9 protein-coding genes are annotated in these 14,991 nt (G+C 30.0%); 8 read left to right on the top strand and 1 reads right to left on the bottom strand.

Annotated elements, in window-relative coordinates; all coding sequences use genetic code 11:
• Window positions 1–44 precede the first annotated feature (44 nt).
• The 6 genes from BMW96_RS06630 to BMW96_RS06605 all read left to right on the top strand — a co-directional run bounded on the left by BMW96_RS06630 (window position 45) and on the right by BMW96_RS06605 (window position 7,912).
• Entirely contained in the window at window positions 45–2,609 is a 2,565-nt protein-coding gene (locus BMW96_RS06630) for an ATP-dependent Clp protease ATP-binding subunit (protein WP_092353748.1), read from the top strand.
• 111 nt (window positions 2,610–2,720) lie between these two features.
• A complete protein-coding gene (locus BMW96_RS06625; RefSeq protein WP_092353746.1) occupies window positions 2,721–3,530 on the top strand; it encodes a YihY/virulence factor BrkB family protein in 810 nt (269 codons plus the stop codon).
• Between the two features lie 133 nt (window positions 3,531–3,663).
• Window positions 3,664–4,404, top strand: a complete 741-nt coding sequence (locus BMW96_RS06620; RefSeq protein WP_092353744.1) for an RsmE family RNA methyltransferase — start codon at window positions 3,664–3,666, stop codon at window positions 4,402–4,404.
• Window positions 4,401–5,168, top strand: coding sequence for a hypothetical protein (locus BMW96_RS06615; protein ID WP_092353742.1), 768 nt, complete (start codon window positions 4,401–4,403; stop codon window positions 5,166–5,168). Before BMW96_RS06620 ends, BMW96_RS06615 begins: the two co-directional genes overlap by 4 nt.
• 9 nt (window positions 5,169–5,177) lie before the next feature.
• Complete coding sequence (gene mtaB / locus BMW96_RS06610; RefSeq protein ID WP_092353740.1) at window positions 5,178–6,464, top strand: tRNA (N(6)-L-threonylcarbamoyladenosine(37)-C(2))-methylthiotransferase MtaB; 1,287 nt, start codon at window positions 5,178–5,180, stop codon at window positions 6,462–6,464.
• Window positions 6,464–7,912: a UDP-N-acetylmuramoyl-L-alanyl-D-glutamate--2,6-diaminopimelate ligase gene (locus BMW96_RS06605; protein WP_092353738.1), complete on the top strand. Its 1,449-nt coding sequence runs from the start codon at window positions 6,464–6,466 to the stop codon at window positions 7,910–7,912. Before mtaB ends, BMW96_RS06605 begins: the two co-directional genes overlap by 1 nt.
• Before the next feature lie 66 nt (window positions 7,913–7,978).
• Here BMW96_RS06605 and BMW96_RS06600 read toward each other — a convergent pair whose 3' ends face one another.
• Window positions 7,979–9,271: an IS110 family RNA-guided transposase gene (locus BMW96_RS06600; protein ID WP_092353736.1), complete on the bottom strand. Its 1,293-nt coding sequence runs from the start codon at window positions 9,269–9,271 to the stop codon at window positions 7,979–7,981.
• 323 nt (window positions 9,272–9,594) lie between these two features.
• Between BMW96_RS06600 and deoC the strand changes: the two genes are divergently transcribed.
• On the top strand, window positions 9,595–10,233 hold the full coding sequence (deoC, locus tag BMW96_RS06595) for a deoxyribose-phosphate aldolase (protein WP_092353734.1): 639 nt from the start codon (window positions 9,595–9,597) through the stop codon (window positions 10,231–10,233).
• A 286-nt stretch (window positions 10,234–10,519) separates the two neighbouring features.
• Window positions 10,520–14,991: glycoside hydrolase family 88 protein (locus BMW96_RS06590; RefSeq protein WP_092353732.1), on the top strand; the 4,472-nt coding region annotated here is incomplete at its 3' end.

Below are 14,991 nucleotides of genomic sequence, written 5' to 3'. Positions count from 1 at the left end.
GTTAGCACTTAGGGAGAAAGAGTGCTAAAAAAGGAGTGGTTAACATGAACATTGAAAAATGGACTGCCAAGATGCAAGAAGCAATCCAAAAGGCAATTATGATGGCTAGTGAAATGGGTCATCAAGTAGTAGATGTAGAACATTTTTTATTAGCATTATTAGAAGATAATGCGGGAATTTTATATCGAGTTTTATCTAAAAGCAATGTTGATATTGCAGGGATACAAAACAACTTGTCAGGTAGATTGCAAAGCAAACCAGTTGTTAGTAATGTTGATATAAATAGTATACGTATTTCTTATGATTTAAATCAATTATTTAGTTTAGCTGATAAACAAATGAATAAATTTAAGGATGAATATTTAAGTGTAGAACATTTGATAATAGCATTGTTTGAGCTTAATAGTAGTTGGGTAAAAGATTTATTAAATGAATATAATTTGAATTGTAAAGAAGTTAAAAAAATTATTGATGAAATGCGGGGTGGTAATATGGTTAATAGTCAAAATCCAGAAAATCAGTATGAAGTATTAGAAAAATATGGACGTGATTTAACTAAGGATGTTGCTGATGGAAAACTTGATCCAGTTATCGGTCGTGATGAAGAAATTCGAAGAGTAATTCAGATATTATCACGTAAAACAAAGAATAATCCTATTTTGATTGGTGAACCAGGAGTTGGTAAAACTGCAATTGTTGAAGGGTTAGCATGGCGTATTTTTAAAAATGATGTTCCTGTCTCTTTACAAAATAAGACTTTATATGAATTAGATTTAGGTGCATTAGTAGCTGGTGCTAAGTATCGTGGTGAGTTTGAAGAGCGATTAAAAGCGGTTTTAAATGAAATAAAAAAAGCTGAGGGTGAAATCATTTTATTTATTGATGAGATTCATCAATTAGTTGGTGCAGGTAAAACAGATGGTGCGATGGATGCTGCTAATTTGTTAAAACCAATGTTGGCACGTGGAGAATTACATTGTATTGGAGCTACGACTTTAGATGAATATCGAATGTATATTGAAAAAGATGCTGCTTTAGAAAGAAGATTTCAAAAGGTTCAAGTTGATGAACCAGACCAAGATGATACAATTGCAATATTAAGAGGTTTAAAAGATTCTTTTGAATCACATCATGGAGTGCAAATTACTGATAGTGCTATTATTGGGGCAGTAAATATGTCACAGCGTTATATTACAGATCGTTTTTTACCTGACAAAGCAATTGATTTGATTGATGAGGCTTGTGCTTCAATTAGAATGGAAATTGATTCATTACCTGAAGAGTTAGATGTTATTACTCGTGAGAAGAATCGTTTAGAGATGGAACGAATTTCAATTGAAAAAGAGGATAAAAATGAAGATAATGAAAAGCGTTTAAATGAAATCAAAGGCCGTATAGCATCTTTAGATGAAGAAGTAAAAGGGTTAACTGATAAATGGCAGGAAGAAAAGAAATCATTAGATCATATAAAGGAATTAAAAGATCAAAAAGTTCGTTTAGAAGCATTAAAAGATAAATATCAAACAGAAGGTAATTTAGAAGAAGCATCAAAAATTAAATATCAAACTTTACCACAAATTGAAAAAGAAATTGAACAATTTGAAGCTTCAAAAAACGAAGATGATCTATTACAAGAAAAGGTATCAGTTGAAACAGTTAGTGAAGTAATCGCTCGTTGGACAGGAATACCAGTTAATAAACTAATGGAATCTGAACGTGAAAAATTATTACGATTAGATGAAGCATTAAAAGTAAGAGTAATTGGTCAAGATGATGCAATTGAGAAAGTTACGGATGCCATTCTTAGATCCCGCGCAGGAATTAATGATGAAAATCGCCCAATTGGAAGTTTTCTATTCTTAGGACCTACAGGAGTTGGTAAAACAGAGGTTGCTAAATCATTAGCTGAGCAATTGTTTGATACAGAAAGAAATATTGTTCGAATAGATATGTCTGAATATATGGAGAAATTTAGTGTGTCTAGATTAGTTGGGGCCCCACCAGGATATGTTGGTTATGAAGAGGGAGGGCAATTAACTGAAGCAGTACGACGTCATCCTTATAGTATCGTTTTATTAGATGAAATTGAAAAAGCTCATCCTGAAGTATTTAATATATTATTACAAGTATTGGATGATGGTCGGATTACTGATTCGAAAGGTAATTTAGTAAGTTTTAAAAATACAATCATTATTATGACATCTAATATTGGTTCAAATTATTTATTAGAAGGTAATAATGATGATACGCACAAGGCTGTTGAAAATGAGTTGAAAGCACATTTTAAACCAGAATTTTTGAATCGTATTGATGAGATAGTTTATTTTAATTCACTTGATCAAAGTGTGGTTAATAAAATTATTGATAAATTTATTAATCAGCTCTCAGATCGTTTAAGTGATAAAAAAATCATAATTAATGTTAGTGATCATGCTAAAGCAGTTATCAGTGAACAAGGTTATGATATAACATTTGGTGCTCGTCCATTAAAACGATTTATCCAATCAAATATTGAAACGTTAATAGCTCGTGAAATGATTAAAGGATCAATTAGAAATGGAAGTACTATAATGATTGATTATGATAATGGTTTTAAAATATTAACTTAAATATTATTAGGCAATGCAAATAATTGCATTGTCTTTTTATTTAAATATAGTTAGTTTCTATGAATAAAATATCTAAAATAGGTAATGAATATCGTTGATAGAGGTGAATTAATGCAAAGATTAAAAAATGTTATTAAAAAGTTTATTTCCCCTCAGGGAAATCTCTTTCGCTATTCATCAAGTTTTTGTTTTTTACTGGCTTTGTTGCCAGGATTAATAATAGTGTTAAAAATATTTCAAAATGAGATTTTAAATAATCCTGAATTAATAAATTTTTTATATAGTTATGTACCAGAAAAATTATTAGCACCATTTATTCAATATATTTTATCAAGAGAATACAATACTTATTTATCAATGATTATATCCTTATCATTGTCAATTTATTTAGCCAGTAATGCTTGTTATTCGTTTATGCTTATTTCAATGAATGATGAAGGATTTTCTACTTATGGGATATTGATAAGAATTAAAGCAATATTTATGTTTATTTTATTAATAATTGGTTTGATTATTTTAGCAATTCTTAATTATTTTATTAGTGAGATAATTGTTATGATAGTGGGCTTATTAATATTCTTTTATTTATTTTATCGTTTTTTATCTTTTGAAAAGAAACCTAAAAGATATGGAATAATTGGTTCGGTATTTTCAAGTTGTGGAATAATGATAATAGGATTAACATTTATATATTATGTTGAGCATTATACTAGATATGATATCTTATATGGCCCGTTAGCAGGTTTAGTAATTTTATTGATTTCAATATATCTTGTTTCCAGTATTATTTACTTTGGATATTGTTTAAATCAGGAGTTTAATAACTCTCGTTTGTATAGTTGTTATAAACATATGTGGTATTATAATTGGGGTGATAAAATTATTAAAGGAGTACTTAAGAAGTTTAAATCTATAGTATAGTGATATATATTTTATTAATAGACTTTAATATGTTCAATTTTAAGGTCTATTTTTATTTTTAAAAGAAATATTGATAGGCTAAAATTCTTTTATCCAGGTATTAAACATGATAGAATGGTAGCGGAGGATTATTATGCAGCGATATTTTATTAATGAAAATTTAACAAGTAAAAACACTTTTGTTTTCTCAACTGATGATTTACATCATTTAAAAACAGTTATGAGAAGTAAGAATGGTGAAAAGATTATTTGTATTGATATAAATGGACAGGTATATTTATGTGAAATTGATGAGGTTGATAAGGGAATAATTAGTATTGTTGAAAAAATTGAGGAGAACAATGAATTAGATGTTGAAGTAACTTTAGTATATGCTTTACCTAAAGGGGATAAATTTGAATTAGTTTTACAAAAAGCGACCGAATTGGGTGTGACTAGAGTTGTCCCTCTTCTAACAAGACGTTGTGTAGTTAAAAGTGATAAAAAGAAATTTTCTAAAAAATTAATTCGTTATGAAAAAATTTTAAAAGAAGCTTCCCAACAATCACGAAGAAATAAAATACCAAAAATTGTTAATGTTATCGAACTAAAAGAATTGGATGAATATTTAGGTACATATAATTTAGTAGCTTATGAAGAAATATCTAAGGCTGGTAAGCATATGGCTTTAAAACAATCTTTAGATAAATTAGAGTCAGGTGACAAAATTACTGTTATCGTTGGTAGTGAGGGTGGTTTTGATCAAGATGAAATTGTAATGATGGAGTCACTAGGGATAACTGCATGTTCTTTAGGAAAAAGGATTTTAAGAAGTGAAACTGCTCCATTATATTTATTAAGTGTAATTGGTTATGTTAGGGAGATCGGTAAATGAAAATTTTAGAGTTATTATATAAGTATCGTTATAAAATAAGATTAAATCAAACTAATTTATTTGACTTTGTTAATTTAGGAAGTAAAGAAATTATAGAAGAAGGATTTTCTTATAAAGTAAAAAATCCTTGGGATTTATTTGCTTATGAGGTTATATTAAAAGGAATTAGAGCAAAGAAAGAAATTGATCTGTGTTATAATAGTTTTTTAGCTGATAACTATGATTTATTTGATCATATAAGTTATAAACAAAGGCAGAAAATTTTTCTTGATGAAATTAAAAAAGTTAGTGCAAAGCTTGTTAGTTTCAAAGATTGTAAGAGTGGTGAAGTAATTTATATTCCTTTTTTAGAACCATTTTTAAATAGATATTATCTTAATGATTACTTATTAATAACTTTAAAGCATCATTTGATGTATATTAAAGAATTTTCTAAAGATATAGATATATTCCTTAAATTATATGATATGCAAGCATATAATTCGGATTTTTCTACTTTACAGTTAGTAGGTCAAGATGGTGAAAACGAATATTTATATCATGATGATTTTAAAGTGGTTTACCAATTTAATAACAATAGAATAACAAATGAAATATGTTTAATTGATAAATATACAAAAGAATATCCTGAACTAAATATAATAAAATGTGTAATAAATAAGATAATTAGTCATGATAGTGAGGAAGATATTTTAGAATATTTATATGAACATAGATTTATTGGAGATAGAACTTATAAAAAAATAAAAAAGAAATTAAAATAAGGTGATTAAATGAAAACAGTAGCATTCCATACTTTAGGTTGTAAAGTAAATACATATGAATCTAATGCAATGTTAAAAATATTTAATGATGCAGGTTATCAAGAAGTTGATTTTAAACAAATGGCTGATGTGTATGTAATTAATACATGTACTGTTACTAATACAGGTGATAGTAAATCTAGGCAGATGATTCGTAAAGCAATTCGTAAAAACCCTCAAGCTACAATATGTGTAGTAGGCTGTTATAGCCAAATAGCTCCTGAAGAAATTGAACAGATTGAGGGTGTGGGGGTTGTTTTAGGTACACAGTATCGTCAAAATATTGTTGAATATGTAAATGAATATTTAAAAACTGGTAAAATGGTTGTAAAAGTTGATAATATAATGAATTTAAAGAAATTTGAGGATTTAAATATTGATCGATTTAAAAATACACGAGCATTTTTGAAGATTCAAGATGGATGTAATAATTTTTGTACATATTGCATTATTCCATATGCCAGAGGGAGAGTACGCTCTAGAAGTAAAGATAGCGTTTTAAATCAAGCTTCACGTTTGGTTGCTAATGGTTATGTTGAAATTGTTTTAACAGGTATTCATACTGCTGGATATGGTGAAGATTTGGAAGATTATAGTTTTTATGATTTATTAGTTGATTTAGTAAAAATTGAGGGATTAAAGAGACTAAGAATTTCTTCAATTGAAACTAGTCAAATCAGTGATGAAATAATTGATTTGATTGGTTCTAATGAAATAATTGTTGATCATTTACATGTCCCTTTACAAGCAGGGTGTGATGAAACATTAAAGCGCATGAATCGTAAGTATACAACTAATCAATATTTAGAAAAAATAAATAAGATTCGTAGTTATTTACCAAATATTGCTTTTACGACAGATGTGATTGTAGGATTTCCTGGTGAAACAGATGAGGAGTTTGATAAGACATATGATTTTATTAAAAAGGTAAATTATAGTGAGTTACATGTATTTCCTTATTCACCACGTAAAAATACACCAGCTGCAAAGATGCCTAACCAAGTAAATGATCATATAAAGCATGATCGGGCTAATCGATTGTTAGCTTTATCTAATGAACTTAATCGTGATTTTGCTTTAAAGCAAATTGGGAAATCACTAAAAGTTTTATTTGAAAAACGTGATGGTGATTACTTGATTGGTCATGCAAGTGATTATCTAAAAGTAAAGGTCAAGACTGATAGGGATATGATTGGTGAAATTGTGGATATTAGAATTGATAAATATGATGGGATATTGGAAGGAAGTGTAGTTTAATGAAACGTTTAAATGAATTATATGATATTGATAATGATATGAAAATTTATTCAATTCATAGTGATTCTCGTTATGTTAAACCATATTCAATATTTTTTTGTATTGAAGGATTAAGTGTGGATGGTCATCGTTATGTTGAAGATGCTATTTTTCAGGGGGCAAAGGTAATTGTATACTCTAAGGAATTACCATATTATCATGAAAAGATTATTTATATTCTAGTTGATAATACATTAGAGGAATTAAATCGTGTTTCAAATATTTTTTATGATTATCCAAGTAATAAGATGAAAATCATTGGGGTTACTGGGAGCAGTGGAAAGACAGTTGTAGCATCAATGATAAAAGATGCGATGTCAAGGTATTGTAATACAGGTTATATTGGTACAATTTCATTAGAATATAATGGACGAAAGGAAGAATGTCCTTATACAACTCCTGAGACCCTTTATTTACAACGGAAGTTATTTGAAATGAATCGTAGTGGGGTTAAGGTTGTTGCTATGGAGGCATCAAGTCATGGTTTAGCTTTAAGGCGAGTTGATAGTGTAAATTTTAGTATTGCGGTAATGACGAATATTGGAGCTGAACATTTGGATTTTCATGGTACCAGGGAACAATATGTTTTAGCTAAACAAAAATTATTTGAAATGATCAAACATACTGATTGGGCGGTTTTAAATAGTGATGATGACGCATTTTTAAGGATTAAACAAAATACACAAGGTAAGATCTTAACATATGGTATTGAGACTAACAGTGATGTAATGGCTAGAAATGTTAGATTATATTTAGATCATAGTGAGTTTGATTTAATGTTTAAAGGGAATACTTTTCATGTATCATCACCTGTATTAGCTAAATTTAATATTTATAATGTATTGGCTCTTGTTTGTGTTTTAATTGCTATGGGGTGTGATGATAGTATGGTTTTAGATGCAGTCAAAAATGTTGAGGCTGTAGAGGGAAGAATGGAATTGATTCAAGCTAAACAGGGATTTTCAGTAATTGTTGATTATTGTCAGCATATTAGTAATTATGAAGAAATTTTTGAGTTTGTTGATCGAGTTAGACAGAATCGAGGACGGTTAATTGCTGTATTAGGGGCACCAGGGAAGAGAAATTATAAATTACGTAAGGAATTAGGTGAAATAGCTAATAAGTATTTAGATCATGTAATATTAACACAATTAGATGATCGTGGGGAAAATGTTTATGATATTTGTGAAGCTATTCAAAATGAAATAACAGATATTAATAGTGTTATAATCGCCTCAAGACAAATTGCAATTGAGCAGGCAATAGAATTGGCATGTAAAGATGATATTATCTTAATTTTAGGTAAGGGTCATGAAAAATTTATTTCATTAGAAGTAGGGCAAGCTGATTATCCTGGAGATAGTACAATTGTAAAAGAGGCAATTGAACGAATATATGGAGGTAATTAATCTGAATAAAAATTAAGAATGGAAACTACAAAAAAGTGTATAATGCCCCTTTCCCCAATTTTATGACTATTCCAGGTAGGGTGAGTCGCTAGATTTTCTAAGAAGAATATTTATTATTTCTTCTTCACTTAGACCAGTTCGTGATAACTGATTATAAGCATTCTTGAGATTGTTTTTGATATATTCAATACGTTGTTTCTGTGTCGTTTCAATATCAGCCATATCGGATGGATTGAAAATTTCTCCAGTTTTAAGTATGTGGTAAACAGCTATAAGAATTTTTCTAGCAACAGCTATGATAGCACGCTTCTTACCGCGACGTTTTGAGATTCTATTAAACTTGTCAGCATAATATTCACATTTTTTATCCTTGACTGCTGCATGGGCAACTTGAACAAGACATGGCTTAAGGTAAACACCAGCTCTTGAAATCTTAACTGATTTCTTTTTCCCGGCTGATTCATTACATCCTGGCGCTAATCCTGCCCATGAAGTCAGTTTTCTATGTGATGACCATTGAGACATATCAATACCAATTTCAGAAATAATGATAATGGCAGATTTTCTGTTAATACCAGGAATGGTACAAAGAAGCTGAATGTAGTTTTCATATCCAGCCACCATTTCATTGATGTGAAGCTGAATCTCATCTAAAAGTGAATCAATATATTCCATATGTTTTTTAACGATATTAATTCTTGCTTTCTGATGAGGATTAAGATTCGTCCCATCAACAGCACTGAGGATATCTTCGGGAGAAGCCTTACAACGTCCATGGACTTTGGAAAGAATATCCTCGTCAGTATAGTCATCATCTGATAAAATAAGATTGACAATGGAGGAAGCAGATTTACCAAAGGTATCAGTAAAGACCATATCAACTTTACAGTTTCCAACAGTAAGAGCATTTTGGAAACGATTCTTCTCAGAAGAACGAGTATTGATAAGCTTAAACAGATATCTGGTTAATTCTCTAAGAATGCGAATATCCTTTTCAGGGATAAAACTGGATCTGACAAGACCAAGCTTGAAAAGATCAGCAATCCATTTGGCATCCTTATTGTCATCTTTCTCACCTTTAATAGCCTTGACCCATTTAGGATTGGCAACGACGACATTGGAAATAAAACCTTCCAGTGCATTGTATACAGGGATATAATACTTGCCGGTACTTTCCATGCATACATTTTGACAGTCGTTTTCAATGAGCCAGTTTCTAAATTTGATGAGCTGGTTGTTGAAGGTTGAGAATCTTTTGTGAATATACTTGGGCTTGGCGGAATCAGAGAAACAGATAACTGCAACAATGAAACGTTTATGCACGTCAACGCCGCAAGCTCTGGAATAAATAACTTCCATAAATAAAAATCTCCTTTCAAATAGAATAGAGAAGGAGAAACAGTGACTGAATGACTGACACTAAAGAGAAAAACTAAAGTCAATGATTAATCTGCAGCCTGGAAGACTACGCATGTGTGCTTGAAAAAGTCATTCTCGCACTGGTTAAAATACTGTTTTGAACTGAATAAGTTGCAGAAATCTACAACTCACCTCACCGTGCTTTGTAGTATGACTCTCCTTCAGTTAAAGAATAAAATAAAAGACCTACAGAATCAAGGATCAAGGTTATTCATCACAATGTGTGCCTTGGAGCCGTAGGCGGAAAGGAATGTAAAGTTAAAATGAATTATAATAAAATGATTGATCATACTATTTTAAAACCAGATGCAACTAAAGAAATGGTGAAAAAAATTATTGATGAAGCCAAATCATATCATTTTGCTTCTGTATGTGTTAATCCTGTTTGGGTTAATTATTGTGCCCAGGAATTAGTAAATTCTGATGTCAAGGTTTGTACAGTAATTGGTTTTCCTTTAGGAGCTAATACTACAGCAACAAAGGTTTTTGAAACTAAAGATGCTATTGAAAATGGCGCTGATGAAATTGATATGGTAATCAATATTGGTGCTTTAAAAGAAAAAAATGATCAGTTAGTTTTAAAAGATATTCAGGCAGTTGTTGATGCTGCCAAAAGCAGGTGTGTAAAAGTAATTATTGAAACATGTTTACTAAATGATGAAGAAATTATTCGTGCATGTAAACTTGCAAAAGAAGCAAAAGCAGATTTTGTTAAAACTTCAACAGGTTTTTCTACTATGGGGGCTACAGCATCAGCAGTTGCCTTAATGAAAAAAACAGTTGGCGATAATCTTGAAGTTAAAGCTTCAGGTGGAGTGCGTAATATTGAAGATATGGAAGAATTAATTAAAGCTGGTGCAACAAGAATCGGGACTAGTGCTGGTTGTAAATTGGCAGGATAGTGATATGGAGCTAGTGCTCCTTTTTTTGTTATATATGATTGGTATTGTTTATTAGTTGAGAATTTATATTAAAAAAAGTAAAAAAATCACTAATAAATATAAAGACTAAAAGTGTCTGTGGTTTTTATAATAAATATACATTAAATTATTTTTTTATATTTAATGTAAACGCTAACAAATATAGTTTGATAGTATTAAACTATATAAGATGTGTATGGAGGTGTTAAAAGAATAACTGTTAAATAGAAAATATTAAAAAATAAATATATTAAAAAGGGGAAGAGATATGAAGAAATTTATTTTAGTAATAGTTGTTACATTAATGGCTTTTACATCAACAAATGTAAGTGCTACTAGTGTTTCAGTTAATCAAGCTAAAACAGTTTCTACAGATACAGATGTAAAAATTGAATTAATTCAAAATGATACTGTAGTAGAAACAGGGACAAATGTATTAACACATACAAGAAATTATACACGTTCAAATACAAAAACAAATGGTGATGAAATTGTTATCACTGCACCTGAGGGAGTACATTATTTAATGGTGCAGCTAGATAAATATTGTGGAACACCAAAAACTACAGGAATGTTAGAAAAAGAACAAGTAGAAGGTAGTACAAGACCATCAAATATGTCATCACTTGAATATGGTGAAACTTTAGTATATTTGATGAATAATGAATTTCACTTTGTTATTCCTGGTTTAACAGGAACAGATGCTGGTGGTACTACTTTAGGTGGTGGAAACTGGCCTTATGATTCTCGGGCATTTTCAACATCTGGAAACACAGAAAAGGTAATTACAGCAAGAGTTGCAACAGAAGAAGAAATTAATGAACGTAGAAATCTTGCATTAAATCCTTTCGACTTACGTGGAAATGACAATGGTCGTACTAGTCCAAATAAAAAGGGTGATATAAATGTTTTCCCTCATGCTTTTGCAAATCGAGCAACTGATAATAAGCGTGAATTTGAACCACGAAATGCAATTGATGGCTTTGAATATAATGCATCTCATGTAGGATTTCCTTATCAGGCATGGGGTTGTGGAAATGAAAAAACAGATTCTGAATTTTCAGTTTTATTTGGGCGTTATGTTGAAATTGATCAGGTTGATATTACTGTAAGAGCACAATGGAATCCACCACAACCAAATAATGCATATGATCATGATATAAATTGGACAAGTGCTACATTAGAATTTTCTGATGGAACAGAAATGCCAATTACTTTACAAAAATTAGCTTCACCACAAACTATTAAATTGCCTGAAAAGAAAATAGTTTCATGGGTACGTCTAAAAGATCTTCCAGTTAGTGAAGAAATTATCCCTGTAGATGGACGTAAGAAATTTTCTGCTTTAACAGAATTTAAAGTTTGGGGAACTGAAGTGAATAGTTCTAATATTAATTTACCATCTGGAGAAAGTCTAGTTAATTTAGCTAAAAAGGTAAATGATTATTGGATTAAAACAGGTGGAAATACTGGAAATGATGCTACTAATTATAATCATGGGCATTCTGTAAATAGTGAATTTTGGGCACCTTCAGTATTTTATACTGGTAATATGGAAGCATATTATTTAACAGGTGATGAAAATTATACTGATTATGCGAGTCGTTGGGGAAGTAATAATATTTATAATGGTACAGCATGGAATACTAAAGCTGATACAGGAAGAATTGGAAAATATTTTCCTGATAATCACACTAGTTTTCAAACTTATTTGGATATGTATTCAATAACTGCTAATGGTAGTTTTGATGCAAATGATGAAAAAATTAAAAATGTAGTTCCAATTATGAATGAAATGGAACAAATGAGTATTAGTGATTTAAAAAGTAAAAATGGTTATTGGGATAGAATTGACTTTTTCTATATGGAATTACCAAACTGGACAAAGATGTATCTTTTGACAGGGGAAGAAAAATGGTTAGATAAGTTAAGAGCATTATATAATGATCGTAAAGCTGAACTTTATGATGAAGAAACTGGTTTATTCTATCGTGATAAAAATTACATATTTGATGCTAATGCTACTTATAATCCTAATGGTGATGGCAGCAATCAAAAGATTAGTCCTAATGGTAAAAAAATTCTTTGGTCTAGAGGTAATGGCTGGGCTATGGGTGCACTGGCAAAAGTTTTACAAGATCTACCAGATGATCGAGTAGATGATCGCAAAGAATATGAAGCTGTATTTAAGAAAATGGCAGCAACATTAATTCAAGTACAAGGTGAAGATGGTTTTTGGAGAATGAATTTAGATGATTATGATCATGATATTCGTCCAGAAACTAGTGGAACTCTTTTCTTTGCTTATGGTTTGACTTGGGGAATCAATAATGGGCTTTTAGATAAAGAAACTTATTATCCAGCAGTAAAAAAAGCATTTTTGGGATTAAATGCTAATGCAATTCGTCCTGATGGATTAGTTGGACGTTCTGAATTAATCAGTGCTTATCCAAATCCAAAATGTTCTTTAGGAATTGGATCTTCACAAAGTTATGCTCCTGCAGCAACAGTATTATTCCTTTCAGAATTATCTAAATTGGTTGAACAAGGGTATGTAACAAATGATGTTGAACCTGCTTTAAATAAGAAGATGATTGGTAGTGTTGCTGTAAAAGAAGATTCAAAATATGCAGTAGTAAATTCTAAACTTAGAGAATTAGTTCCTGGAACAGAATTAAAAACAATTAAACAAGATGAAAAAATTTATGTACCAAAAGATTTTGTTAAAGAAGTATATGGTGAAAATACTGCTAATGGAATTATTGATACAATAGTGTATGATGGTTCATCTTATGTAGAATTAAGTGGAGTTATTGTAACAGGAAGTAATAGAAAATTATCTAGTCTTGAAAATAATACATATATTATTAGTTATAAAACAAGTTTATTTAATTCATTAGATACTAAATTAACAGATTTATTAAATACTGGTTTAACAGATGGTAAATATCCAACAAGACCAGAATATCCAATTCGTTTTGATTATACACCTCCTGCAGAAGAACAAAAGCCTTCTGAAGATGCACTTGTTTCAGTTGAATCAAATAGTGCTGGAGCTGTTAGTGCAAATAGATTAATTGGTCCAAATACAACAAATCCTGTAAATGTAGAATTTGATATGATTAGTGTCTTATCACCAAGTCAAACTAATGCAATTGTTGGACTTGGCAGCATGGATTCTAATTATACAGCATATTCTCAAATTCCAATTATTATCAGAATGTATAAAGATGGAAAATTTGGAGTTTATAATGGAACAGGTTATGTTCAAAGTAATGTAGAGTTTAATAAAAATGAAAAATATCATATTAGAGTATCAATAGATTTAGAAGCTAAAAAATATAGTGTATTTGTTAGTACACAAGATGAGGAAGAAATTCAAATAGCTAATAATTTTGCTTTTAGATCAACAGCTAAAGCAATAGATAATATTGGAAAAATATATTTATTTAATAATGATCAAGCAGCTGGGAAATATTGGTTAGAAGATATTTATTTAGGTGAACAAGTAAAACCATCAAAGGATGCACTTGTTTCAGTTGAATCAAATACTGGTGGTGCTATTAGTGCAAATAGATTAATTGGTCCAAATACTAAAAATCCTGTAAGTGTAGAGTTTGATATGGTTAGTGCATTAGCGCCTACTGTGACTAATGCAATTGTTGGACTTGGTAGTAAGGATTCTAATTATACAGCATATTCACAAGTTCCAATTATTGTTAGAATGTTTAATGATGGAAGCTTTGGGGTTTATAATGGAACAAAATATGTCCAAACTAGTATGAAATTTAATAAAAAAGAGAAATATCATGTTAGAGTATTAATAGATTTAGAAGCCAAAAAATATAATGTATTTGTTAGTGCACCAAATCAAGAAGAAATTCAAATAGCTAATAATTTTGCTTTTAGATCAACTGCAAAAGCAATAGATAATATTGGAAAAATATATTTATTTAATAACGATCAAGCAGCAGGAAAATATTGGTTAGAAAATATTTATTTAGGAACAAAAACAAATAAAAAAGCCCTTGAAGAAATCTTAGAAATAGCAAAAAATTATAATGAAGTAGAATTTACAGAAATCAGTTTTAAAAATTTACAAGATGCAATTATAGCAGGTGAAATAATTCTTTTAGATAAAGAAGCTACACAAGTTGAAGTAGATAATATGGTAAAAGAATTACAAAATGCAATTGATAACTTAGAAGATGCAGTAACTGTTGAAGTAAGCAAAGCAGCATTACAAATAGCTGTAGAAATGGCAGGTAATGTAACAGCAGAAGATTTAGATAAAGTAGTACCAGCAGTAGTAACTGAATTCAATGCTGCATTAGAAGAAGCAAGAGTAATCTTAGCTGATGATAATGCAACCCAAGAAGAAGTGGATGCATCATTTGCAAGATTATCAGTAGCAATGCATATGTTAGAATTCTTAAAAGGTGACAAGGCTGAATTACAAGATTTAGTAGATTCAACAGCTGATTTAGTAGCAGGAAACTATACAGCTGAAAGCTGGTCAGTATTAGAAGATGCATTAACAAATGCAAATACAGTATTAAACAATGAAAATGCAATGCAGGAAGAAGTAGATGGAGCATATGATAATTTACAGGCAGCAATAAATGGTTTAGAAGAAGTGGAAGTAGTAGATAAATCATTATTGGAAGCAATGGTAAATAAAGTATTAGGATTAGAAGAAGATAAATATATCGCATCTTCGTGGCAAGCAATGTTACCAGA

Origin of the sequence: Thomasclavelia cocleata (genome assembly GCF_900102365.1) — a bacterium.
Taxonomy (GTDB): domain Bacteria; phylum Bacillota_I; class Bacilli_A; order Erysipelotrichales; family Coprobacillaceae; genus Thomasclavelia; species Thomasclavelia cocleata.
The sequence above is the reverse complement of the archived record's forward strand: the minus strand, read 5'-3'. Positions and strand labels throughout refer to the sequence as shown.